This window comes from Amycolatopsis sp. NPDC104775, assembly GCF_055583325.1.
Genome location: NZ_JBVJOE010000010.1, coordinates 23935 through 47613, shown reverse-complemented (window position 1 = coordinate 47613; position 23679 = coordinate 23935). Strand labels below are relative to the sequence as shown.

Annotated in this window: 22 protein-coding genes and 1 pseudogene; 10 read left to right on the top strand and 13 right to left on the bottom strand. The window is 68.4% G+C overall.

Going from position 1 to position 23679, the window contains the following annotated elements:
- Nucleotides 1-136: 136 nt before the first annotated feature.
- From ACZ63D_RS34565 to ACZ63D_RS34550, 4 genes and pseudogenes are all read left to right on the top strand, one after another.
- On the top strand, nucleotides 137-907 hold the full coding sequence (locus ACZ63D_RS34565) for an AAC(3) family N-acetyltransferase (protein WP_465358528.1): 771 nt from the start codon (nucleotides 137-139) through the stop codon (nucleotides 905-907).
- A 24-nt stretch (nucleotides 908-931) separates the two neighbouring features.
- A pseudogene (locus ACZ63D_RS34560) lies at nucleotides 932-1999 on the top strand (type III PLP-dependent enzyme); the annotation flags it as partial.
- Nucleotides 2000-2059: 60 nt separating this feature from the next.
- Nucleotides 2060-2452 carry an adenosylmethionine decarboxylase gene (speD, locus tag ACZ63D_RS34555; protein ID WP_465358759.1) on the top strand — a complete coding sequence of 131 codons (393 nt, stop codon included), beginning with the start codon at nucleotides 2060-2062 and terminating at the stop codon, nucleotides 2450-2452.
- Nucleotides 2449-3279 carry a spermidine synthase gene (locus ACZ63D_RS34550; RefSeq protein WP_465358527.1) on the top strand — a complete coding sequence of 277 codons (831 nt, stop codon included), beginning with the start codon at nucleotides 2449-2451 and terminating at the stop codon, nucleotides 3277-3279. Before speD ends, ACZ63D_RS34550 begins: the two co-directional genes overlap by 4 nt.
- A 122-nt stretch (nucleotides 3280-3401) precedes the next feature.
- Here ACZ63D_RS34550 and ACZ63D_RS34545 read toward each other — a convergent pair whose 3' ends face one another.
- Nucleotides 3402-3872 (bottom strand): MarR family winged helix-turn-helix transcriptional regulator, encoded by a 471-nt coding sequence (locus ACZ63D_RS34545; protein ID WP_465358526.1) that lies wholly within the window; start codon nucleotides 3870-3872, stop codon nucleotides 3402-3404.
- A 62-nt stretch (nucleotides 3873-3934) separates the two neighbouring features.
- On the opposite strand from ACZ63D_RS34545, the gene ACZ63D_RS34540 reads away from it, so the two are divergent.
- The 3 genes from ACZ63D_RS34540 to ACZ63D_RS34530 all read left to right on the top strand — a co-directional run bounded on the left by ACZ63D_RS34540 (nucleotide 3935) and on the right by ACZ63D_RS34530 (nucleotide 5501).
- On the top strand, nucleotides 3935-4330 hold the full coding sequence (locus ACZ63D_RS34540; protein ID WP_465358525.1) for a cupin domain-containing protein: 396 nt from the start codon (nucleotides 3935-3937) through the stop codon (nucleotides 4328-4330).
- A gap of 51 nt (nucleotides 4331-4381) precedes the next feature.
- Complete coding sequence (locus ACZ63D_RS34535; RefSeq protein ID WP_465358524.1) at nucleotides 4382-4507, top strand: hypothetical protein; 126 nt, start codon at nucleotides 4382-4384, stop codon at nucleotides 4505-4507.
- Between the two features lie 118 nt (nucleotides 4508-4625).
- Nucleotides 4626-5501, top strand: coding sequence for a nuclease (locus tag ACZ63D_RS34530; RefSeq protein WP_465358523.1), 876 nt, complete (start codon nucleotides 4626-4628; stop codon nucleotides 5499-5501).
- Here ACZ63D_RS34530 and ACZ63D_RS34525 read toward each other — a convergent pair.
- From ACZ63D_RS34525 to ACZ63D_RS34515, 3 genes are read right to left on the bottom strand one after another with little or no spacing between them, the layout of a single operon-like run.
- The gene (locus ACZ63D_RS34525) at nucleotides 5461-6630 is read right to left on the bottom strand and encodes a GyrI-like domain-containing protein (protein WP_465358522.1); all 1170 of its coding nucleotides are present in this window, start codon (nucleotides 6628-6630) and stop codon (nucleotides 5461-5463) included. The genes ACZ63D_RS34530 and ACZ63D_RS34525 overlap by 41 nt on opposite strands.
- 15 nt (nucleotides 6631-6645) lie before the next feature.
- Nucleotides 6646-7377, bottom strand: coding sequence for a phosphotransferase family protein (locus ACZ63D_RS34520; protein WP_465358521.1), 732 nt, complete (start codon nucleotides 7375-7377; stop codon nucleotides 6646-6648).
- 50 nt (nucleotides 7378-7427) lie between these two features.
- Nucleotides 7428-7883: a M15 family metallopeptidase gene (locus ACZ63D_RS34515; protein WP_465358520.1), complete on the bottom strand. Its 456-nt coding sequence runs from the start codon at nucleotides 7881-7883 to the stop codon at nucleotides 7428-7430.
- Nucleotides 7884-8052: 169 nt separating this feature from the next.
- Between ACZ63D_RS34515 and ACZ63D_RS34510 the strand changes: the two genes are divergently transcribed.
- Entirely contained in the window at nucleotides 8053-8727 is a 675-nt protein-coding gene (locus tag ACZ63D_RS34510) for a response regulator transcription factor (protein WP_465358519.1), read from the top strand.
- Nucleotides 8724-9836, top strand: a complete 1113-nt coding sequence (locus tag ACZ63D_RS34505) for a sensor histidine kinase (protein WP_465358518.1) — start codon at nucleotides 8724-8726, stop codon at nucleotides 9834-9836. The genes ACZ63D_RS34510 and ACZ63D_RS34505 overlap by 4 nt, the downstream gene beginning before the upstream one ends.
- Here ACZ63D_RS34505 and ACZ63D_RS34500 read toward each other — a convergent pair.
- The 4 genes from ACZ63D_RS34500 to ACZ63D_RS34485 are packed head-to-tail and all read right to left on the bottom strand — an operon-like array spanning nucleotide 9786 to nucleotide 13532.
- On the bottom strand, nucleotides 9786-10877 hold the full coding sequence (locus ACZ63D_RS34500) for a UDP-N-acetylglucosamine--N-acetylmuramyl-(pentapeptide) pyrophosphoryl-undecaprenol N-acetylglucosamine transferase (RefSeq protein WP_465358517.1): 1092 nt from the start codon (nucleotides 10875-10877) through the stop codon (nucleotides 9786-9788). The two genes, ACZ63D_RS34505 and ACZ63D_RS34500, sit on opposite strands and share 51 nt — an antisense overlap.
- Complete coding sequence (gene vanX, locus ACZ63D_RS34495) at nucleotides 10878-11486, bottom strand: D-Ala-D-Ala dipeptidase VanX (RefSeq protein ID WP_465358516.1); 609 nt, start codon at nucleotides 11484-11486, stop codon at nucleotides 10878-10880.
- Nucleotides 11483-12520 carry a D-alanine--(R)-lactate ligase gene (gene vanA / locus ACZ63D_RS34490; RefSeq protein WP_465358515.1) on the bottom strand — a complete coding sequence of 346 codons (1038 nt, stop codon included), beginning with the start codon at nucleotides 12518-12520 and terminating at the stop codon, nucleotides 11483-11485. The genes vanX and vanA overlap by 4 nt, the downstream gene beginning before the upstream one ends.
- Nucleotides 12513-13532: a D-isomer specific 2-hydroxyacid dehydrogenase family protein gene (locus tag ACZ63D_RS34485; RefSeq protein WP_465358514.1), complete on the bottom strand. Its 1020-nt coding sequence runs from the start codon at nucleotides 13530-13532 to the stop codon at nucleotides 12513-12515. The genes vanA and ACZ63D_RS34485 overlap by 8 nt, the downstream gene beginning before the upstream one ends.
- Nucleotides 13533-13855: 323 nt before the next feature.
- On the opposite strand from ACZ63D_RS34485, the gene ACZ63D_RS34480 reads away from it, so the two are divergent.
- A complete protein-coding gene (locus ACZ63D_RS34480; RefSeq protein WP_465358513.1) occupies nucleotides 13856-17662 on the top strand; it encodes a tetratricopeptide repeat protein in 3807 nt (1268 codons plus the stop codon).
- Nucleotides 17663-18441: 779 nt separating this feature from the next.
- Here the strand turns inward: ACZ63D_RS34480 and ACZ63D_RS34475 are convergent.
- The 5 genes from ACZ63D_RS34475 to ACZ63D_RS34455 form a co-directional block, all read right to left on the bottom strand.
- Nucleotides 18442-20559: an AfsR/SARP family transcriptional regulator gene (locus tag ACZ63D_RS34475; protein ID WP_465358512.1), complete on the bottom strand. Its 2118-nt coding sequence runs from the start codon at nucleotides 20557-20559 to the stop codon at nucleotides 18442-18444.
- 177 nt (nucleotides 20560-20736) lie between these two features.
- Nucleotides 20737-21132, bottom strand: coding sequence for a hypothetical protein (locus tag ACZ63D_RS34470; RefSeq protein ID WP_465358511.1), 396 nt, complete (start codon nucleotides 21130-21132; stop codon nucleotides 20737-20739).
- A gap of 133 nt (nucleotides 21133-21265) precedes the next feature.
- Entirely contained in the window at nucleotides 21266-21922 is a 657-nt protein-coding gene (locus ACZ63D_RS34465; RefSeq protein ID WP_465358510.1) for a response regulator, read from the bottom strand.
- Nucleotides 21919-23070, bottom strand: a complete 1152-nt coding sequence (locus ACZ63D_RS34460; RefSeq protein ID WP_465358509.1) for a sensor histidine kinase — start codon at nucleotides 23068-23070, stop codon at nucleotides 21919-21921. The genes ACZ63D_RS34465 and ACZ63D_RS34460 overlap by 4 nt, the downstream gene beginning before the upstream one ends.
- Nucleotides 23067-23675 (bottom strand): DUF1453 domain-containing protein, encoded by a 609-nt coding sequence (locus tag ACZ63D_RS34455; protein ID WP_465358508.1) that lies wholly within the window; start codon nucleotides 23673-23675, stop codon nucleotides 23067-23069. Before ACZ63D_RS34455 ends, ACZ63D_RS34460 begins: the two co-directional genes overlap by 4 nt.
- Nucleotides 23676-23679 lie beyond the last annotated feature (4 nt).

Sequence of the window (23679 nt, the reverse complement as noted above, 5' to 3'; positions counted from 1 at the left end):
CGCGATGGCCGCTGGCGCCGCCACCCTTGACAGCGCCGAGCCAGTGCTAACTGCGGCGGGGGCGAGGGGGACGGGGTGGGGTGGTCGTCTTGGTGGGGTGGGTTTGCTGGTGGCGGAAGAAAGTGGCTAGTGGGGAGTGGTGGGTGTGGTTGGCGCGGGTGTGGTGTGTGCGGGGGTTCGGGAGCTGGGGGTTCGGGGTGGGGCGGTGATAGTGCATTCGTCGTTGTCTGCGTTGGGGGAGGTGGCCGGTGGGGCGGATGCGGTGGTGCGGGGGTTGCTGAGGGCGGTGGGGGAGGACGGGACGGTGGTGGTGCCTGCGTTCACGCCGCAGGTGGCGGATCCGTATCCGGAGCAGGTGGGGGCGGGGGACGCGGTGGCGGATGAGGCACGGGCGGCGGTGCCGTTGTTCCATGAGGGGCTGGAGACGCCGATGGGGGCGATTCCCAACGCGGTGCTGGGGTGGGACGGGCGGTGCCGTAGCCGGCATCCTCAGGCGTCGGTCGCCGCGGTGGGGGCGCGGGCGGCGGAGGTGACTAGTCGGCAGCCGCTCGCGTATGCGGTGGGGGCGGGGTCGCCGTTCGAGTGGCTGTATCGGGAGCGGGCGCGGATCTTGTTGCTCGGGGTCGGGCACGACCGGAATTCGTTCTTGCACTACGCGGAATCCCTGGTGCCGCATCATCGGCGGAAGGTGCGGCGGTTTCCGTACCTGGTGGACGGAGAGCGGGTGTGGGTGCGGACCGACGACGTGGGGGACGACAACGGGCGGTTCTTTCCTCAGGTCGGGGCGGAATTCGAGGAGACGGGCGGCGTGCGGCGCGGGAAGATCGGAGCCGCGGACTGTCAAGTGATGGACTGTGTACCGTTCGTAGCGTTTGCTCGGCGGAGGTTGGCAGAGCTGCTGCGGTGAAGCTGGCACCTATACTCGGGCGTTGTGACTAAAGGGTTCTCGCAGGTGCCGGGGCGTTGCCAGGCGTTCCTGGACGAACGGCGGCCGCCGACGCCGTGTCTGGTCGTGGACCTTGACGTGGTGCGCGGGAACTGCGAGCGGCTCCAGGGGATGCTGCCGGAAGCGCGGATGTACTACGCGGTCAAGGCTAATCCGGCACCAGAAGTCGTGCGGGTTCTTCGGCGGGCCGGGGCGGGGTTCGACGTCGCGGGGCGCGAGGAGATCGAGTTGTGTCTCGCGCAAGGGGTGCGGCCTGAGTTGCTGTCCTATGGCAACACGGTGAAGAAAGCCCGCGACATCGAGTTCGCGCATCGCGTGGGGGTGCGGCGGTTTACCTTTGACAGTCCTGAGGATCTGGAAAATCTAGCCCAGTTCGCGCCAGGGGCGACTGTCTCGTGCCGGATTTTGGTGGAGAGTCCTGGGGCGCAGACGCCGTTCGGGCGGAAGTTCGGCTGCGACTCCGCGACGGCGATCGAGTTGCTGGTGCGGGCAGCGGCACTGGGGCTTGATCCGGAGGGGGTCGCGTTCCATGTGGGATCGCAGCATGTCGATCCGCGGGCCTGGGAGGTCGGGATCGCGGCTGCGGCTGAGGTGACTCGGGCGGTCGCGGAGCGCGGAGTTTCCTTGCGCGGGTTGAACATTGGCGGCGGATTTCCGGTGGGGTATCGGACTGAGGTGCCGCCGTGGGAGGAATACGCGGAGGTCGTTCGCGAGTCGTTGGCGCGGCATTTCCCGGTGGCACCTGAATTGTCGTTTGAGCCGGGGCGCGCGGTGGTGGCGTCGGCGGGCGTGATTCGCAGTGAGGTGGTGCTGGTGTCACGCAAGGCCGCGGCGGACGAGAAGCGTTGGGTGTATCTCGACATCGGACGGTACGGCGGGCTCGCCGAGACGGAGAACGAGGCCATCGCGTATCGGTTGGTTACACCGCACGACGGCGGTCCGGACGGGCCGGTCGTGGTCGCGGGGCCGACTTGTGACGGGGACGACGTGCTTTACCAGCGTACGCCGTATCGGCTGCCGTTGGCTTTGCGGGCTGGGGATTACGTCGACATTCCAGACGCGGGGGCGTATACGCAAAGCTATTCTTCGGTGTCGTTCAACGGGTTTCCGCCGTTGCGGGCTTATTTCCTCGGCGAGGAAACCGGTGGGGTGGGGGAGTTCGCGGGACGGCATGTGCTGGCTGAGTTTGCCGGAGTGCCTGCCGGGCTGCTCGACGATCCGGCGTTTCTGTGCGAGAGCTTGGAACGTGCGCTCGAGAAGGCTGGCGCGACGGTGTGCGAGGTGACGTACAAGCAGTTCGAGCCGCACGGGGTGACGGCGATGGCGTTGCTGTCGGAGTCGCATGCTTCGATCCACACGTATCCGGAGCGCGGGTCGGCGTTCGTGGATGTGTTCACGTGCGGGCGTAAAGCGGATCCGGAACTGGCGGTGCAGTTGTTGCGGGACTTGCTCGGCGCGAGCGTTTCGCGCGTCTCGACTATCCACAGAGGACAGGAAGACAAGTGAACATCGAGGAACCGGTCGGCGAGGGGCTGACACGCCGGTGGCATGTTTCGGACGTGCTCGTCGACACGCGGACTGCGTACCAGCATGTGGTCATCGGCAAGACGGCACAGGGGATTTCGCTGTTCTGCGACGACGAGCGGCAGAGTACTGAGTTCAGCCAGCTGGTGTATCACGAGGCGTTGCTGGTTCCGGCTTTGCTGCTGGCGTCCACTGTGGAGCGAGTGCTGGTGGTCGGGTCCAGTGAGGGCGTGGTCTGCCAGATCGCGGCTGAGGCCGGGGCTTCGGTCGATCACGTGGACATCGACGCGGAGGCGGTCCGGCTTTGCGCGGAGCATCTTCCATACGGGTACACGTCGGCGGAGCTGGCTTGGGCAGAGCGCGGCGAGGGGCCGGTCCGGGTGCGTTACGCCGACGGGTGGGAGTACGTCCACACCTGCACGGAGAAGTATGACGTGGTGCTCGTGGACCTGCCGGACGAGCAGGATGACACTGATGCTCAGCACAATCGGTTGTACGGCAAGGAATTCCTGGCGCAGTGCCGGTCGTTGCTGACGCCTGGCGGAGTGGTGGCGTATCAGGGCGGATGTCCGACGTTGTGGCGGAACTCGACGTTGGTGAAGTGCTGGCGGCGGTTCGAGGAAGTCTTCCCGACGCCGGTCTACTTCGGATCGCCCGAGCACGAGTGGGCGTTCTTCTTCGGCACAGACGTGGAAGCACCCTTGGAGACGATGGTAAAGCGGTTGGAGACGCTGCCGTATCGGCCGGTGTCGGTTGACGCGTTGACGTTGCGTGGGGCGACTGTTCCGCCGATCAGTCTTCGCCGGTGACCGGCGTGTGGACGTTCGCGCTGATCACTCCGGACGGCGTGGTCAGCGAAGCGAGCGTCGTCTGGTCGCGCAGCGGGCGAATCCGTCGATTCAGCGGCGGCTGACCCGGCCAGCGTCAAGCGTCAGTGGCCGGAAAACCATCCGGGCAGATCCAGTCGCGCGGAGTCCGGGGAAGCGACCTTGCGCAAGTCCTCCTCCAGCGCTCGAAGCCGCCCGGCGCCCAAAGTTTCGGACCACTCCGCGCGCAGCCGGTCGAAGATCCGCGCGGACTTGGCCAGGCAGTCCAGGCCTCGGTCAGTCAGGCGTACCAGCATCCGACGGCCGTCGTCCGGGTCGCGTTCCCGGTGGACGTACCCGAGCCGTTCCAGGGTGTCGATGGTCTTGCCCGCCGCCTGCTTGGTCACCCCGAGAGCGCGGCCCAGCTCCACGGCGGTCGTGCCGGACGGGCCGATCGCCTGGAAGACGAAACCGTGCATGGGCCGGACGTCGGGGTGACCTTGCTTCGCCAGCTCGGCATGCAGGTCGTCGATCAGGCTGCGGAAGCCGAACAGCAGGCGCAGCGGCAGCTCGTATCCGGGTGGATCGCTTGACATGGGTAGACAACCTCGTTGACTATATGGACAACCTAATTGTCTATATTAGCGGGGAGAGCGGCATGACAGTGATCCGGGACAACCGTCGGACCGAGACGCCCAACGCGGTGATGACGACGTTGGCATCGCCGACGCAGGGCGGCAGCCAGCAGGCGGTCTGGAGAGTGGAGATGACGCCCGGCGCGGTCGGGCCGGTGCACGCGTTCGACACCGAGCAGGTGTGGGCGATTCTCGACGGCGGGGTGGAGATCACCGTGGACGGCGTCGTCGAGGCTGCGGAGAAAGGGGAGACGGTGGTGCTGCCCGCGGACGCGGAGCGGCAGGTGCGGGCGGACGTGCGGCGCGGCATGGTGGCGCTCGTGTGCGCGCCGGGGAGTACGCGGGTGTATCGGACCGGAGTGGTGCCCGCTTGCGCGACCGAAGACGGAGACAAGATTCTTCCGGCCTGGGTAGCCTGAGCTGTGGCGGGCGTCACGGAATGTTCCGCGATCTTGAGCGCTACAACGGATATGTCTGCTCCCACCACGCCCGAAGAAGCCGCCCCGGTCGTCCCCGTTCTGGACGACTTCGATTTTCCGCTCGTCGACGGCGCCGCCTGCCGGATCGACGACCCGGATTGCGAAGCCTGCCAGTAACCCCGCACGCACGGAGGAATCCGTTGCGTGACCCGGGGGTAACGACCCGAGTGACCGGTCGGTGACGGCTTGGGAAACACGGTAACCGCCGGCCGGTCCGGCGGTTACCGTCATTCTCGTGCCGTTGACAGTGATCAAAGGTCAGTTCCGGGTCGTCGGGGCCTCCCCGGACGGGGATTCGGTCCGGTTCTATCCGGACCGGGCCGACGCCTTTTCCGCCGCCGGCCTGAAAGTGCGGACCAATTCCCGGGGCGGGGTGCAGTTGCGCCTCGACGGGATCGACGCGCTCGAGACGCACTACCGGCCGAGGGTCGCCGGGGCCGAGATGTGGTACCAGCCGAAAGAACTGGCTGACGCTGCCGGGGCGGAACTGTTGCGCTACCTCGGTTTCGCGAAGGTCGAGCGCGACGAAGGCGGTCGCGTTTCCGCCAGTACGCCGGGGGAGGCGAGCGGGCACATCCTGACCCGGTTCGCCGACAAGTACGGCCGCGCGGTCGCGTTCGCGTTTCCCGGGCAGCGCGCGGGGCGCTCCACGGACGGCGGAAGCGTGCACCTCGACCCGAAAACGCTGAAAGCGTCGGCGAATTTCCGGCTGCTCGAAACCGGGCTGGCGTATCCGACGTTCTACTCCAAGCTTTACCCGGATCTCCGGCAGGCGATGGCCGACGCGTCGGTCGCGGCGCGCACCGCGGGCAAGGGCGTGTGGGAACACGACGTGACCACCAGTGGGTTCCGGCTGACCAGCCGCACCCAATTGCGCGACAATGTGGTCCTTTTGCCAAAACTGTTCCGCCGTTTGGCGGATTATTTGAGCCTGGACGAAACTGACGGTGTCTCGCTCGCCAAGTTCGTGGACTACGTCGACACCCGGAACGACCGGCTTTTCACCATTCCCGACGGGCACGCGACAGAACTCAGCACGCTCCTGTCCGTCCGGCGGCAGACGATGAAGCTCACGACTCCGCCGGAGCAGATCGTGTTCCAAGAGGCTTGACCGGCTGCCGCAGGACGGTTTTGCGCTTCTCGGGCGCGGTGCGGCGCGGGTCGCTCAGGTAGACCTCGTGGTGGTCGCCGTTGAAGGTGAGGCCGTGCTCGGGCAGGTATTCCTCGTGGAGCCGGTGCAGCGTGGGCGTTTCGTCGTCGTACGAGCCGAGGTACAGGATTTGGACGCTCGTGCCTTCGGTCAGCGTGCGTAGCCGAACCCCGGCGAGCGCCGGGTTGTCCTTCTTCTTCGCGACGCTTTCGGCGGCTTCCCGCACCATCTCCTCGGTGATCCAGTCCGGCTGGCTGATCATCATCGTCCAGTCCCACTTTTCCTTCTCTCGGCTGAGGAACACCGCGGGGTCGTCCGCGCGCCACAGTCCTTCCAGCGGTCCGACGACGAAGTCTCGGCCGAGGTTTTTCTTGCTGGCGAACTTCACCGCGTAGGCGATTCCGTACAGCGCTTCGACGGCGTTGGTGTACTCCGGCGCGGTGTTCGGGTCTCCGTGGCCGTCGGCGGCGAGGTACTGGAGCGCGGGCACCTCAACGACGGTGAAGTCCTTGGCCGACGGCGAATACAGCGCGCGGTGGGCCTTCTTGATGTCGTACTTCTCCATCGTGGTCTCCTTGGTGAGGACGTTCTCGGTCCAGGCGAGGTCGGCTGCGAGCATCGCTTCGCTGTAGTCGAAGATCGCCGACGCGGCGTCCGGCAGCGGTTCTTGCCGGGCGCGGGTCGCCCGGACTTCGGCAAGTTGTTCGCGTACCGCGGTGACTCGTGCGGTCAATCCGGAACGAACCTCGGCGTCCGGCAGGCCTGGGCTGTTGGCCATGGCGATGAGGACGCGCGCGTGAACCGGGGTGAGGGCGGTGAGGGCTTCGCGGGTGGCTTCCGCGCACAGTTCGACGCCAGACGGGGTGGCCTGGAAGGTCGCGCGCGATTTCCCGGAGCGCGGAGCGCCGGTGGCTTCGATCAGGCCGCGCTTGGCCAGCTTGTCGAGGACGTAATAGATCGACGAGAAGCCAAGCGCGGTCCAGGCGCGGATCCCGCGTTCCTCGATCACTCGTTCCAGGTCGTAGCCGTGCCGGGGCTGCTCGACGAGCAGACCGAGGACAGTCAGTTCGGCGTCGGTGAGGGCGGGCACTCCGCTATTCTAGTACTAGAATAACTGTGCTTCCAAGACCGCGACCTCCGGAGCCGGGTCGAAGCCGTGTCCGGCCAGCCAATGGACCACCCGCAGGCTGCGCAGCGACCACCACGCGCGGAGTGCGTCGAGGTCGACGTCGCCTCCGTAACCGGCCACGACGTCGGCCAGGCGTTCCTGGTGGGCGAGCGTCAAGGCGGCGAGGTCGAACAGGGCGTCTCCTTGGGCGGCCTCGGACCAGTCGAGGACGCCGGTGACCTCGTCGCGCTCCACGAAGACGTGGGCGACCTGCAGATCTCCATGGGTGAACACCGGGGTCCACGGCCGGAGCGCCGCCTGGGCGATGCGGTGGTTGCGGGTGACCAGGTCGGCGGGGAGGATCTCGTTCGCGATCAGCTCCGCGCATTCGCGGTCGAGCTCCGCGGCGAGTTCGTCCGGGTGCCAGCCGGGCGCCCGCGGCAGCGGTGCGTCGTGCAGCTTCCGGGCGGCGGCACCGGCGGCGGCCCAGGCCGCGGGCGAGGCGGTCGACGGTCTGCCGGGGCGGCCGAGTTCGCGGCCAGGCAGGGCGGCGAGCGCGAGCACGGGCGGTTTGCGCCACCGGATCTCCGGCGTCGGGATCGGGGCCGCCGTCATCGCGGCGACCTCGGCGTCGATGCGCGCCTGATCTGTGTCGACCTTCAAGAACACATCGCCGACGCGCAGGGTCGCGCGTTCGCGGTGGGCGACGACGACTTCGACTTCCTCCATGATCCGCGATTATCACGAAGACGATCACGAATGGCACGGGATTTTCCGGCTTAACGGCGCAACCGCGGATCCTGCGACGGGTCCGCGTACATCGGCGGGCAGCCATGGAGGACGGCTTCGGGGCGAAGTTCGTAGTGCCACGGTTCGTTGCGGTAGATCTGGCAAAGTCCATACGCCGCACCGTGTTCCGTCAGCCAGGCCGTGGCTTCGGAAGGGCCGAGGTCGATCGCGTTCCCTTGGACGTGCGCGGATCGGTCGGCGGTGGCTACCCAGCGGGCGGCTTCCTGTTCCGAGCCGTACTTGGCGATCGCCTTGCGCCGAAGCTGATTCTGGTACGCCGGGGAGCGCCAGCCGCTGTTGACGCGAAACTCGATGCCGTCGTTCGCGGCATCCTTCGCCGCACGGCGCAGCGCATCCAGGAACGCCGGGTCGAGATTGGCCACGGCCGGAATCTCGGCGAACACTGTCGTGCCGCGCGGGACGATTCCGTCTGCCTCACTGAGCACGCCACGACGGCGAAGCACACGGCGGACGGTTCGGCGGAAAACAGCGAGCGCCGGGCGTCGTGCTGATTCGCTGCGGGTCATAGTGTTCAGCCAAGGCGAACCGGTGTTGCCAGCACGTACGCGGTTTCGGATATGCCAGCGATACGCGCCTGCTCGTAGCATCGAGGACATGCGTGTGCTGATCGTCGAGGACGAGCCCTACTTGGCCGAGGCCATCCGGGACGGGCTGCGCCTCGAAGCGATCGCGGCCGACCTCGCCGGCGACGGGGACACCGCGCTGGAAATGCTGAGCGTCAACGCGTACGACATGGCGGTGCTCGATCGCGACATTCCCGGACCCTCGGGTGACGAGATCGCGAAGCGCGTCGTCGCGTCCGGCAGCGGCATGCCGATCCTCATGCTCACCGCCGCCGACCGGCTGGACGACAAGGTCTCCGGCTTCGAACTCGGCGCCGACGACTACCTCACCAAACCGTTCGAACTGCGGGAACTCGTGCTGCGGCTGCGCGCGCTCGACCGCAGGCGCGCGCACAACCGGCCGCCGGTGCGGGAAATCGCCGGACTGCGGCTGGACCCGTTCCGCCGCGAGGTGTACCGGGACGGCCGGTACGTCGCGCTGACCCGAAAACAGTTCGCCGTCCTCGAAGTGCTCGTCGCGGCCGAGGGCGGAGTGGTCAGCGCCGAAGAACTCCTTGAGCGCGCCTGGGACGAGAACGCGGACCCGTTCACCAACGCCGTCCGCATCACCGTCTCGGCGCTGCGCAAACGGCTCGGCGAACCGTGGCTGGTCGCGACCGTTCCCGGCGTCGGCTACCGCATCGACGACGGATCGGACGGCGGATGATCCGCGAGCCCGGGATGAGCGTCCGGCTCAAACTGACCCTCAGCTACGCCGGATTCGTCATGCTGGCCGGAATGCTGCTGCTCGGCGTGGTGGCCGTGTTCCTGCTGGACTACCAGGACCGGGCGCTGGAGGTGATGCCGGTGGTGGTGGCCCCGTCCGGCCGCTACCTGATCAAGGACTTCGCGCCTTACGCGGCGATCGTGATGCTGCTCCTGCTGCTGTTCGGCCTGCTGGGCGGCTGGATCCTGGCCGGGCGCATGCTCGCCCCGCTGACCCGGATCACCGCCGCGACCCGGCAGGCCTCGACCGGCTCGCTGGCCCACCGGATCGAACTGGAAGGCCGCGACGACGAGTTCCGCGAACTCGCCGACAGCTTCGACGCCATGCTCGCGCGCCTCGACGCGCACGTCGCCGAACAGCGGAGATTCGCCGCCAACGCCTCCCACGAGCTGCGTACTCCGCTGGCGATCACGCAGAGCCTTCTCGAAGTCGCTCGCGACGACCCGGACCGGGATATCGGCGAACTGCACGAGCGCCTTCGAGTCGTGAACACGCGGGCGATCGAACTCACCGAGGCGTTGCTGCTGCTCAGCCGCGCGGATCAGCGGTCGTTCACCCGGGAACCCGTCGATCTGTCGCTGCTGGCGGAAGAAGCCGCCGAGACGCTTCTCCCTCTTGCCGAGAAACACGGCGTGACCATCGAGACCTCCGGCGACATCACTGCCGTGCGCGGGTCGCGGGCCCTTTTGCTGCAGCTGACGACGAATCTGCTGCACAACGCCATCGTCCACAACCTGCCGCAAGGCGGGACCGTGCGGCTGCGCACTACTGCCTCCGCGACGTCGAGCACGCTCGTGGTGGAGAACACCGGCGAGGAAGTCAGCCCGGAGCGGATCTGGACGTTCACCGAGCCGTTTCAGCGCGGCACCGAGCGGATCCGGCGGGACCACGCTGGGGTCGGGCTGGGCCTGGCGATCGTGAAAAGCATCGCGCAAGCGCATGACGGGACTCTTTCCCTGGCACCGGGCAGTGTTGGCGGGCTGCGGGTGTCGGTGCGGCTACCTGGCGGATCGATGGCGGTTGGCGATCGTCAGGACGTGTCGCGCTAGGACAGTGCTGGCGTCGGGAGCGCCGGAGGCACGGGCGGACATCGCCGCGATTCGCTCCGGGTCGGTGAGGATGGGCAGGAGGGCGGCTTCGATCCAGGCCGGGGAGAGGTCGGCGTCGTCGACCAGCAGCGCGCCACCGGCCGCGACGACCGGTCCAGCGTTCAGGCGTTGCTCGCCGCCGCGATCGGGCAGCGGGACGAACGCGGCGGGGAGTCCGACGGCGGCCAGTTCGGCGCAGGTCATCGCGCCCGAGCGGCAGATCACGAAGTCGGCCGCGGCGTAGGCGTAGTGCATTTCGTCGACAAACGGCAGGACGACATACGACGGGTCGCTCGCTTCGACGGTGTGCTGCGGGCCGGTGATGTGCAGGACTTGCACTGCGGCCGCCCGCAGTGCGTCAGCTGCGCCGGAGACGGCGGCGTTGATCGCTGTGGCGCCTTGCGAACCGCCGGTGACCAGCAGCACCGGGCCGTCCGAGCACAGGCCGAATCGGCGTCGGGCGGCTTCGCGGGTCGCGGCACGGTCCAGTCCGGTGATCGCCGGACGCAGCGGGATCCCGATCGCGGTGCCGTGTTTGAGCCGGACAGCGGGGGAAGCGGTGTACACGTGCGTCGTCATCCGCGCGGCCAGCCGGTTGGCGATTCCGGGCCGGACGTTCGCCTCGTGGACGACGATGGGCAGCCGTCGCTGGCGTGCGGCGAGGTAGGCCGGGGCGGCGACGTAACCGCCGAAGCCCACGACGACGTCTGCCCGGGTCTGGTCGAGGACGGTCCCGGCGGCGCGGACCGAAGCGCACAGTCGGGACGGCGTCCGCAGTAGTGCCCGGATTTCCTTGCGCGGCAACGGGACCGGCGGGATGAGTTTCAGCGGATAGCCGCGGGCCGGGATAAGTGTCGTGTCCAGACCGCGGACGGTGCCGAGCGCGGTGATCTCGGCGGAGGGGGCCAGTTTTCGCAGGGCGTCGGCGAAGTTCATCGCGGGTTCGATGTGCCCGGCCGAATGGCCTCCGGCGACCACCACGCGGGGTGCTCTGGGGTCCATCTAGGCGACGAGGAAATTGAAGTAGGTGTCCGGGTAGGGCTCGTCCTTCAGCGTGTAGTGCCACCATTCGGCTTCGTAGGCGGCGAAACCGCAGTCCTCCATGAGGGAACGGAGGTGTTGCCGGTTCGCCGTCTCGGCCGCGGTGATCCCCGGCGCTCCGTGGTGCGAGACGGCGTCCATCAGGTCGAATCCGCCGCCCATCGCGACGAGTTCGCCGGTGTCCAGGCGATACAAGGTCAGATCCACTGTGCTGCCTCGGGAGTGGCCGGATTTGATTGCCACATAGCCGTTTTCGAACATCTGCCAGCGGTTGAGGTTCGGGTAGTGCTGACGCTTTTTCCGTCCGTCCTCCGGTTGTTCCGCCCAGCGCAGGAAGCAGTCCACGGCTCGTTGCGGCCGGTAGCCGTCCCAGATGAGCAGGCCGAAGCCCAGGGTCGCGGCTTTGTCCTGCGCGCTTCGCAGTGCCGAGCACAGGGCGTGCGTGCCGACGATCCGGTTCGCGAGGTAGCCGTCGACCGGTTTGCCGGTGAAGTTGTCCCAGGTCGCGTACTTGGCGTCCCAGCGGATCCCGGGCGCGGCCTCGTCCAGGAAAGCGAAACCCTGCTTCATCGGGGCGCCTCGGCCAACGCGAGCGACACCATCCGGTCGAGCAGTTCGGCGAACGACAGCCCGGCCGCGGCCATCATCCGCGGGTACCGGCTGTAGGAGGTCAGGCCGGGGAAGGTGTTGACCTCGTTGAGCATCGCGGTGCCGTCTTCCAGCAGGAACAGGTCGACACGGGCCAGCCCCGAGCAGCCCAGCGCACGGTAGATGGTCCGCGCGGTGGCCTGGACCCGGGCGCGCGACTCCGCCGAGATGTCCGCGGGGACGAGGATGGTCGAGTTCTCCGAACCGGCTTCCGGATTGTCCTCCTGGTGGATCTTGAAGAACCCGTGCGACAGCCGGATCTGGTCCGGTTCGCCGACGAACAGCTCCGCGCCGTTGCCCAGTACCGCGCACCCCACTTCGCTGCCTTCGACCGCTTCCTCGATCAGCACCTTGGAGTCGAATCGCGCGGCCTCGGCGAGCGCGCCCGGCAGGTCTTCCTCGCGCGAGACCTTGGTGACGCCGAACGACGAACCGGACCGGGCCGGTTTCACGAAGACGGGGTAAGTGAACTTGCCCGCGTCGACGTCCTCGTCCACCGTGCCCGCCCAGAAGTTCGGCGTGGCGACGCCCGCGCTGTCGACGACCAGGTAGGCCAGGGATTTGTCCATGCACAGCGCCGAACTTTGCACGTCACAGCCCGCGTACGGGATTCCGGACAGCTCCAGGAGGCCCTGCATCGCGCCGTCCTCGCCGAGTTTGCCGTGCAGCACCGGCAGCACCACGTCCAGCCGGACCGGTTCGTATCCGCCTTGGTCCCCGACGAGCAGCCCGTGGACGCTTCGGTCCGGTGACAGCATCGCCGGGCGTCCGCTGTCCTCCCACGCTTCTCCCGGGCCGTCGCACAGCTTCCAGGACCCGTCCTGGGTGATCCCGATCCAGTACGGATCGTATTTTTCCGGGTCGAGATTCTTCGCGACCTCTCGCGCGGACTTGACCGAGACGGGATGTTCCTCGGAGATTCCGCCGAAGACGACGCCGACCTTGAGTTTAGCCATGGTTTGTCCAGCTTTCGAAATTCAGGCAGTTGAGAAGACTGTTTTCCACCGCGTCGCGCAGGGCGTGCTCGGTGTAGTACGCGGTGTGCGGGCTGATCAGGACGTTCGGGAGTTCTTGCAGCCGCGCCAGATGCGGGTTTTCGATCGATTTCTGGCGGCAGTCGGTGTAGAACACCCCTTCCTCTCCTTCGAGGACGTCCAGCGCCGCGCCGCCCAGCCGCCCGCTTTCCAGCGCGGCCAGGAGCGCGGCGGTGTCGATCAGCCCGCCGCGGCCGGTGTTGACGACGATCGCCCCGGGTTTCATCTGCGCGATCCGGCGGTGGTCCAGCAGATGCCGGGTTTCCGGGGTGAGCGGGGTGTGGAGGGTGACGATGTCGCTCTGCCGCAGCAAATCGTCGAGGGGAACGTAATCGGCCGAGGTGCGGGGACGGAGGTCGTAAGCCAGCTTCTGCCCGCCGAATCCCCATAGCCGGTCGATCACCGCCGCGCCGATCCGCCCGGTCCCGATGACGCCGATGGTGAGGTCGCGCAGTTCTCTTCCGGGCAGTTCGCTCAGCCGGTAATCGTGCGCATCCGTCCGGCGGACGAGGGATTTCGCGTGGCGGATCGCCATCAGCATCACCATGAGCGTGTAGTCGGCGACACTGTCCGGCGAATACGCGACATTTTCCACCGAGATGCCGATTTTTTCGGCGTAAGCGACGTCGAGATGATTGCAGCCGATACTGCGCGTGGAGAGATACTTGACGCCGATTTCGCTGAGCGCGTGCAAGGTCGCGTTGGTGATCCGGGTTTTGTGGCTGACGCTGACGCATCGGTTCCCGGCGGCGAGCGCGACGGTGGCTTCCGACAGCGCCGCCGAGGTGGCAGTCGGTGTCACCCCCAGCCGAGACACCGCCTCCCGGACCAAGGCGGCTTCGTCGGGCCCGCAGTCGTAGATCGTGATCCCGGCTGCCGGAGTCAGCGATCGGACACCGGCGCCCGCGGCGCGTGCCGGTTCGCGGTAGGTCATGCCCGCCAGTCAAAGCGGAGGGATGTTGCCAGCACGTATGCGGTTTCCGATACACGGACGATATCTCCGCCGCGGGGAAGAAGGAAAACCGCGCCCGCGACGGCGGTTCTTGGCGCGATTCCGCCGAATCGGAGAACTGAACCCCGGTTTTCGCAGTTCAGCGCCTCTTGTGCGGTCTTAGCCCGGAACGCGGGCGATACCGCGCGGCTCTTGTCCATCCACAATGCGCCGTGCGACCGTTGAATCGGCGGAGCGGAGGCTGGCCGGTGGCGGCTATGCCGGTTGTGGGGCGTTAAGGGCGGACGCGCAGGGGAGAGCGGCAAGTGACGGCGGTCGTGGCAGTGCATGTCCCACGCCGGGCGGTTCTGGACGTCGTATTCGTCCACGGGCTGGACGGCGATGCCCGTGCGTCGTGGCGCAGCGGCGGCGACGGAACGTTCTGGCCGAAGTGGCTGGCCGCCGATGTCGCCGACATCGCCGTCTGGTCCATCGGGTACGACGCCTGGTCGAGCGGATGGCGCGGCCAGTCCATGCCGGTGCCGGACCGGGCGGTCAATCTGATGGCGCAGCTGCAGAACGCCGGTCTCGGGGAGCGTCCGCTGTGCTTCGTCACGCACAGCATGGGCGGCCTGCTGGTGAAGGAGATCCTGCTGCACGCGGCCGAGAGCCGGACCGATTTCGCGCGCTTCGCCGAGGCAGCGAAGGGCGTCGTCTTCCTGGGCACGCCGCACACCGGTTCCGGGCTGGTGCGGGCGGTGGACGCGCTGGGCGTGCTGTACCGGGGCACGCCGGCGGTCGAGGACCTGCGCCGCAACAGCGCGTACCTGCGGCAGCTCAACGACCGTTACCGCGATTGGGCGGACGAGACCGGGATCGCCAACCTGGTGTTCTTCGAGACGCGTCTCACCCGCAGGGTCCGGGTGGTGGACGAGGCGTCGGCCAATCCGGGGCTGCCCAGGGTCCGCCCGATCCCGGTGGACGCGGACCACGTGGGCCTCTGCAAGCCGGAGGACCGCGGTGCGCTCGTCTACGGGCAGGTCAAGCGGTTCGTCCTCGGTCTGCTGCCTGGCTACGGGAGCAGCCAGTCCCGTCCGGCGGCGGTGCACCGGACGATTCTCGTCGCCGACGTCGAAGGGTTCAGCGTCCGGACGAACCACAACCAGCTTTCCGTTCGCGACGCGATGTACCAGACGCTGCGCCGGGCGTTCCGGAAAGCCGGCATTCCCTGGGAGGCGTGCTACCACGAGGATCGCGGCGACGGGGTGCTCGTGCTCGCCCCGCCGGAGGTGCCGAAAGCGGTTTTCGCCGAAGCGCTCCCCGGCGCGATCGTCGAGACGCTGGAGGCGCACAACCGGGTCGCCGACGCGGGAGAACAGCTCCGGTTGCGGCTCGCGATGCACGGCGGCGAGGTCCACTACGACCAGCACGGCGTGACGTCGAACGCGGTCGTCCTGGCTTTCCGGCTGGTCGATTCGGCCGCGTTGAAGTCGGCGCTGGCCGGGTCTTCGAGCGTGCTCGCGATGATGGCCTCGACGTGGTTCTTCGACGAGGTCGTGCGGCACAGCCAGGACAGCCGCGCGGACACCTGGCGGCCGTTTCCGGTGTCGCTGCGGGGAAGCGAGACGACCGGCTGGGCGAGCCTGCCCGGCGATCCCTGGCCCGCCGAACCCGTCGGCGAGACTCCGGACGTGCTCGATCCGCCCGCTGCCCAGCCGTACCCGCCGCCGCGGCCCGGCCAGCTGGCGAAACGGACGCTTCCCCGGGACGCTCCCGCGTTCACCGGCCGGGTCACGGAGCTGGAGAACGTGCTCAAGGAGATCACCGACACGGTCCACACCGGCCACATGGTCGCCATCCACGCGATCGACGGCATGGCCGGAGTCGGGAAAACCGCGCTCGCCGTGCACGCCGGGCACCTTCTCGCGGAACGCTTTCCAGACGGTCAGCTGTTCCTGCGCCTGCACGGGCACACCCCGGGCGAACGGCCGGTCGGACCGGCGGACGCGCTCGCGTCGCTGCTGACCATGATCGGGGTGACCGCGCGGCAGCTGCCGGCTGGTCTCGACGCCAGAGCGGCGCTGTGGCGCGACCGGCTGGCGGACCAGCGCGTGCTGCTGATCCTGGACGACGCGCTGAGCCACCAGCAGGTCGAACCGCTGCTGCCCGCGGCGGCCGGTTCGCTGGTGATCATCACCAGCCGCCGCCGGCTCACTGCCCTGGACGGCGCGGTTTCGGTGGCGCTGGACGTCCTGCCCGCCGAAGAGGCGTCCGCGTTGTTCGTGCGGCTGTCCGGAAGGACGATCCGGCCCGAAGAAGGCGAAGCGGTCGAGCGAGTGGTCCGTCTGTGCGGCTCGCTGCCGCTGGCCGTGACACTGCTGGCGGGACGGCTACGCAGTCGTCCACAATGGACTGTCACTGACCTGGCGAACGAACTGGATTCGACGCACGACCGGCTCGGCCGGCTGCGGGCCGAGGACATCGAGGTGGCCGCCGCCTTCGACTTGTCCTACCGCGAACTCGGCCCCGGCCAGCAGCGGTTCTTCCGCCGCATCGGCCTGCACCCCGGCCCGGAACTGGACGCGCACGCGACCGCGGCGATGGCGGATCTTCCGGTCGCCGAAGCCGGAGCGCATCTCGGCGCCCTCTACGACGACCACATGCTCGAAGAGCCCGCTTTCGACCGCTACCGGATGCACGACCTGATCCGCGAATACTCCCGGAACCTCAGCCACGCAGACGACCAGCAGGAGGCTGAGCGAGCGGTCGGCAGACTCCTCGACTACTACTGCGATACAGCCGCCGAAGCGGCCGCTCACATCGCCAAGGACGTCACCACCGACGGCCTCCGCGAAACCCGGCCGCCCCGACGACGGGCGGCACGCGACCCGCGGGTGGCGAGCAGCATCGAGGCCTGGCGGTGGATGCGCGTCGAGGCGGTCAATCTCCTTGCCTGCGCCGACCACGCGATCTGGCACGGCTGGCACCACCAGGTTGTCGACCTGTCGGCGTGCCTGGCCAAATTCCTCTACGTCGCCGGGCCGTGGGACCGGGCTTTGCGGCTGCATCAGTCCGCAGTGCGCGCAGCGGAGCACAACGGCGACGAGACGGCTCGGGCCCAGGCGTTGAACAACCTAGGGAGCGTGCAGCGGCGCATCGGCGACTACACGTCCGCCGCCACCTCGCATGCCGCCGCGCTGGAGAGCTACACCGCGCTGCGGGACGAAGCAGGTCAGGCCGCCGCGCTCGGTCAACTCGGCGCTGTGCGGCGCTGTCTCGACGACTATGCCGGTGCCGCCGAAGCCTTCCAACGCGCGCTGGCCATGGCGATGAAACTCGGCGATCGCAGCGGCGAAGCGCACGCACGCAACGAACTCGGCATCCTGTACCTGGTCAACGGCGATTACCGGGCCGCGGTCGGCTCGCACGAGCACGCACTGAGCATTTACGAGGAACTGGACGACCTTCTCGGACAGGCGGACGCCTGGAACGAACTGGGAGTCGCGCGTCGAGCGATCGGCGACTTCCCCGGCGCAGTCGACGCGAACACCCGCGCGGTCGGCGGCTTCCGCAGACTCGGCGACGGCTTCCACGAATCGTTCGCCCTGAACAGCCTCGGCGTGGCCCGGCGGATGAGCGGCGAGTACCGGAAAGCGGTCGACGCGCACAACGAGGCACTGACCGTCTCCCGGGCACTGCGCGACCGGCTGGGCGAAGGAACCGGACTCAACGAACTCGGTGCGGCGCTGCGTCTTCTCGGAGAACTCGAGTCCGCCGAGAAATGCCACCTCCAAGCCCTGGACATCTTCGCGGAACTGGGCAATCAGCTCGGCAAAGCGGAAACCTTGAACAACCTGGGCGCACTGCTGCTGGCGACCGGCCAGGTGGAGGAAGCGGGCGAACGATACCGGAGCGCGCTGCCGCTGGCCCGCGAGGTGAACAGCCCGCTGGAAGAGGCCCAGGCGTTGGCGGGGCTCGGGCGGTACGCGCTTTCGCGCGGCGATCAGGATTCCGCGCGAAAGCGTTTGCGTTCGGCGCTGGCGATCTTCGACCGGATCGGCTACTGGGAGGCGGATTCCGTGCGCGCTTATCTCCGCTCGACGGTGGATCGCCTCGACCTCAACCCGAGTTGAGAGATACCTCGGCCGACATGGTGGGATCTCTCGGTGGGCGAGTGGGAGCGCAAAAACGCGGCGCGTCGGGCGGAAGTCTTGGCGTTGCCGACCGTGTCCGCCTGGCATCACGCGCGAATCGAGCCTCCACAGCAGAGTGACGTGCGGATTTCGGCGTCGATCGGACCCTTCGGTGAGCTGATGGCGTTGTGGTCGGCCCCGGCGGACCAAGCAGCGAGATCCGCGGACGCGTGGGCCTTGCGTCCGACTGCGGTGCGGGTCACCGTGCAGGTCCCGGAGATGGCGGTGGTCGCACGGATTCCGGAGCTTCGGCTGACACATCCGGCGACGGCATCGCCCACGTGCAGACCACGCGGAGCGGCGAGACCTGGGTCGGCTACTTCGATGAAGGCGTCCTCTGCTTGTACGGCTGGGGCGAGGGCGACGGCGCGCCTCCTGTCGGCCGGGACTGGTCAGGTTCTCGGTTGACTTGACTGAGGAACGGCGTTATTCCGATTCCGTTCGGCCTGCTGCGCACTTAACGTCGATGGCGGCACCGCGTGGACGTGTTGCTACACCGATTGGCCCGTCCTCCGGATCGGCGACGGCGGCTACGAGGCAACCCGTGCCCTACTGGTCACCGGCGCTCTGGACAGCGATCAGTTCCAGATGACCGCCTGATCCTCCCTGACGGCCGAGAACTACCGCGACAGGCCCAGGTTTTCGGCAGAGGCGCGGACTTCCACCTCGTGACCGAATACGACTGGTTCCGCCTCAGCCTCGAAGACCTCCCCAGCTGATCACCCACCCGCAGCAAGATCCGCCGGGCCTTCCCACTGGGCAAGCCGATCGTAAAGCCTCGACAACCGAGCCTGGAAAGTCTGCAACGCCCACCCCAATTCCCAACCACCGTCCAGCGAAGTCGCGGTGTGCTGAGCGGCAAGCAGACACGCGTGCTCGGTATTGCACCAGGCCAGCGCAGCCAGCGCGTCAGGCAACGGATGGGGCAGAACGTCCGGTCCAGGCGGATCGAGCGGAACCGAATCCTGCCGAGGGTTCAGGAGCCGGTCGGCGGCGTGTGCGGTGTGCGTGTAGAAGCACAGGATCCGCCGCAGTGCCGCGTCGCGGGAGTCTTCGGTGAGGGTGTGCTGGGCGGTGTCGCTGGCGTAGAGACGGATCAGGTCATGCATCCGATACCGCCCCGGCACGTGCTGCTGGATCAGCGAAGCGAGCTCCAGTTCCCGCAACACCGTGCGCAGCTGGACAGTCGGAAGCGCCGCCAACGTTTCGGCGGCGGCGAGGCTGATATCCGGTCCGGGTGCGATGGCCAGCAAGCCGAACAGCCGCGTCGCCTGAGGGCTGAGCGCGCGGACCGACCAGGACAGCACCGCTCGCAGGTTCACCCGCAGGCCCCCGGCGTTCAAGCCGTCCAGGCGGGCGGAGGCGTCGCGGAGTTCCTCGGCCAGCACAGCCAGAGGGAAGCTCGGGTGGTGCTGGGCGCGCGCGGCCGCGATCCGCACCGCCAGCGGCAATCCCGCGCACATCGCGAGCAGGTCGGCGACCGTGTCCGGCTCGGCGGAGAGCCGGTCCGGGCCGAGGTGCCCGGCGAGCAGTTCCCTGGCGTCGGCCTCAGGCAGCACGTCCAGGTTCAGCAAGCGAACGCCGTGCAGCGCGGCGAGGCCGACCAGCTGGCGGCGGCTGGTGATCAGGACCGTGCAGGTCGCGGTGCCCGGCAGCAGCGGCGTGACCTGGTCGATGTCGCGGGCGTTGTCCAGCAGGAGCAACATCCGCTTCCCGGCGAGCAGGCTCCGGTACAGCCCGATCTGGGCTTCCAGGTCGACGGGGATCGGGGACGCGCCGAGAGCCTCCAGGAAACCGCGGAGCGCCTCGGCGGCGGACACGGGCTGGCCGGTGGGATCGAAACCGTGCAGGTCGACGTGCAGCTGCCCGTCCGGGAACCGGCCGAGCCGCTGGTGTGCCCAGTGCAGTGCCAGCCAGGTTTTGCCGATTCCGCCGGTGCCGCCGATCGCCGCCGTGCCCGCGAGGTCCAAGTGCCGGTCGAGCTGGGCGAGTTCGGCGCCGCGGCCGGTGAACAGCCGGGGCGGGCACGGCAGTTGCCGGGGGACGGGCGGCCGGGTCGGCGGTTCCGGCGCGGGTGCGGCCAGCGCGGGGTCGGCGGCGAGGATTTGCTCGTGCAGCCGGCGCAGCGGACGGCCGGGGTCGGTGCCGAGTTCGTCGGCCAGAACCCGTTGCAGGCGATGGTAATGCTGCAACGCCTCGGCTTGGCGACGGCTTCGGTAGAGGGCGACCAGGTATTGCCCGGCGAGACGTTCGTCGAACGGATGGCTCGCGGTGTCGGCCGCCAGTTCGGCGAGGAGTTCGGCGTGTTTGCCTTGCCGCAGGCGGATGTCGGTCAGGTCGAGGCGGGCGGTTCGCTGGCGTGCGGTGAGCGCGGCACGCAGCGCGCATAGCCACGGGATGTCGGCCGCGGCGGCGAGATCGGAGAAAGGCTTTCCCTGCCACAAAGCCAACGCCTGTTCCAGTGCGGACGCGGCACGGACGTCCTGGTGCCGCATGGAGCTGGCTTGGGTCAGCAGAGCGTGGAAACGATGCAGATCGATCGCGTCCGGTTCGACGGAAAGCCGGTAACCGCAGCCGTTCCGCGTGAGCTCGACCTCCGGAATCGGAGCGAGAACCTTGCGCAGCAATGGAATGTTGTGCTGAACCGCCCGGCGCGGCTGCCGGGGGAGCGCGCCGTCGGGCCAGACGCGGTCGATGAGTTCGTCCATCGCGACCGTCTGGTTGGCCTCGATCAGCAGCACCGCCGCCATGCAGCGCAGCTGCGGATGGCCGAGTTCGATCGCGCGGCCCTCGACCGTCACGCCGACGGGGCCGAGCAGCCGGAACCGTACCGTCATCGTAATCACCCGTGAGCCGGTCGCCGGACCAAGACATGGTGTGTCTAGCGGCCTTCGCTCAGGCCGGGCAACGGTCACGGCGAATGTGCGGCATTACGGCCGAGCGATTTCGGCCAAGCGGACCGGAACTGCTCCGGGGGCGGCCCGCCGGATGGCCGCCCCCGGACGATTCGCGGGTTAACTCAAGGCTTCCCAGTTAATGGTGCGCACGGGGACACCCGGACAGGAAAGAACGAAACGGTAAGTAGTTCCCGCGACCATGACCGGGCCGTTGATCCGGGCATTGTTCGAGCAGATGAGGAAAACCCGCATCACGCCGACGTGGACCGCGCAGCTGACGGCGACGTCGTGGAACGGGATCCGGGAGAAATAGCTGCAGTTGAACACCGGCGGCGTGGTGTCCGGCGAGGCCGCCGTGGCCGCTGAGCTGAGGGTTCCGGTCCGCGTGCCCTCGGCTGGGGCCGCGGTGGCGACGCTCGCACCCGCGAAAAAGGCGGCGATCGTCAAGGCGATGGCGATGAACGGCTTGGCCGCTCTTCGGGAAAGTGAATCCGGTCCAGTGAATTGAAGCATGACGAATATTCCTTCGCGCCCGGGCCGCACCTCGGATGGTGCGCCTCGCGAACCATGCTGCCCGGTCGCGGCGTCGCGGATGCGGCATCGATGCGTCATCGCGGAAATCGCGAGGAATCTTTGCCCGCTGAAGTTATTGCTGGCGTTTCCCGTTCTGATGGTTGAGCGCGTAGCGGACCGCGTCGGCACGCGAGTGGAAACCGGCCTTGGCGAAAAGGTTGTTGATGTGGGTTTTCACCGTGGCCTCGCTGATGACCAGTTTCGCCGCGATTTCCGGATTGCGCAGGCCGTCGCCGATCAGGCCGAGGATTTCCCGTTCGCGCGCGGTCAGCGCGAGATCCGGTTCCGCGGGCGGGGCCGGTTTGGCGGCCAGCGAGAGCAAGCGCCGCTGCACCTCGGGCGAGAGCACGGTCTGGCCCTGCGCCGCGGTGCGCACGGCGTGCAGGATCGTGGTGCGGTCGGCCTCTTTGGTCAGGTAGCCGCTCGCACCCGCCTGCAGCGCGGCGAGGATCGATTCGTCGTCGTCGAACGTGGTGAGCACGAGAACCGTGGTGTCCGGCTGGGTTTCGCGGATGCGCCCGGTCGCGGCGACCCCGTCCAGCACCGGCATGTTGAGGTCCATGAGCACGACGTCCGGGCTGTGCTGCCGCACCGCCTCGACGGCTTCGGCTCCGTTGGTCGCGGTCGCGACGACGTCGACGTCCTGGGCGAGGTCGAGCATGACCGCGAGCGCTTCGCGGACAGTCGCCTGGTCGTCGACGACAACGAGGCTGATCGGACGGTCGGTCATCGGGGCAGCTCCAGTTCCACGGTCCAGCCGCCGTCGGCCGGGCCTGCTCGCAGGGTGCCGCCGAGCAGGGCGGCTCGTTCGCGCATGCCGACGAGCCCGACCCCGGAGCCGCCGGCCAGTTCGGCGCGGAGGGGTTCGGTCGCGGGCCCGTTGTGCACGGTCAGCGTGACACGATCGGCGGTGAAGGCCAGCCGGAGGGCGCGGGTCGCGCCCGGCGCGTACTTGGCCGCGTTCGTCATCGCCTCCTGCGCCGCCCGGACCATGGTGTGCGTGGTCTCCGGGCCGACCGTCCCGGCCTCGCCTTCGACCGAGAACTCCGCCGAGGCCTGCTCGGCGAGCTGGCACAACGTCTCAGACAGCGGCAAGGTGTCCTCGCGCAGCGCGTGCACCGCCCGGCGGGTCTCGCTGATCGAGTCGACAGCGATGGCGCGTGCTTTGCGCACCGCGGCGGCTGCTTCGTCGTCGCGGCCGCTGTCGCGCAAGGCGTCGGCCATGTCCAGTTGCAGTGCGATCCCCGAGAGTGAATGACCGAGTACGTCGTGAATCTCGCGCGCGATCCGTCCTCGTTCGACGAGCGCGGCCTCGCGGGCCTCGGACTCACGGGCGCGCTGGGCCGCTTCGGCGGCGAGGTGCGCGTTGCGGATGGAGTCGAGCCGGTCGCGGTGCGAGATGCCGAGAGCGACCGGCAGGGGCACCGTCAGCGTCAGCCACACCGGCCACTGCACGAGGTCCGGCGACAGCTGGCTGACCACCCAGGTCGCCCCGGCCGCGATGACGGCCCCGGCTCCCGCGATGGTCACCGCGGCCCGGCGGGACGCGAGCTTGATCCCGGACGCGGACGCGGCGACGAACGGGAACATCGGCGCGAACGTCGAGTGCGCCAGCGGCATGAGCACCGCGCCGAACGTCATGTAAGCGGCCATCACGGCGATTTGCCATTTTCCGCCCAGTCGCGACCAGGGCAGCAGCGAGACGAGCGCGACGATCGAGGTGAGAATGAACAACGGCAAGGCCAATGGCCGGTACGCGATTTGCGCGTCCGGCCACTGAACCGCGGTGCAGGCGATCGAGGTGAGGACGAGGGCGGGCTGGATCAGCTCGTCCCGGTACTGCCCGAGAAGGGCGGGGGCCCGCTCCAGGGTCCTCATCGGATCAGGTTCCTCCTCGTCGGCCCGGCGTCGTGCGAGGACTGAGTGTTCCACTCGGCCGGACGGCTGCTGAGATTGCGCTGGAGGTTGTCCAGCAGCGGCGAGCTCTGCGCGGGCGCGCCGTCCTTGCCCTGGGCCCACATGACCTGGTGCCCGGCGCGCAGCGCGCGGTAAAGCACGACCAGTCCTTCGGCGAGGATGCCGACGCCGAGGGTGAACAGCAGGCTGTTGCCGACCCCGCCCGCGTCCCGCGGGTCGAACGCTTCGAGCGCGAGGTTCACGCCGACCTTGACCACGATGTTCGCCACCCACAGCCCGACGGTCACCCCGGTGTAGCGGACGAAGGCGACGCCGTCGCGCCGGGAAATCCGCACCGTCGCTCCGCGCAGGATGCCGAGGACGACGCTGATCGCCGCGGTCCCGGCGAGGAAAACCAGCGAGGCCGGGGTTTTCACCTCGCCCGACAGCGTGCTGAGGCCGACGACGGACAGCACCGCGGGCAGGATGAGCATCTGCTTGGCCTGCGCGGGTTCGCCGATCATCCGCCGCACCATCAGGTAGCCGACCGCCGCCACGATCAGGACGATCTCCACGGGTCCGCTCATGGGT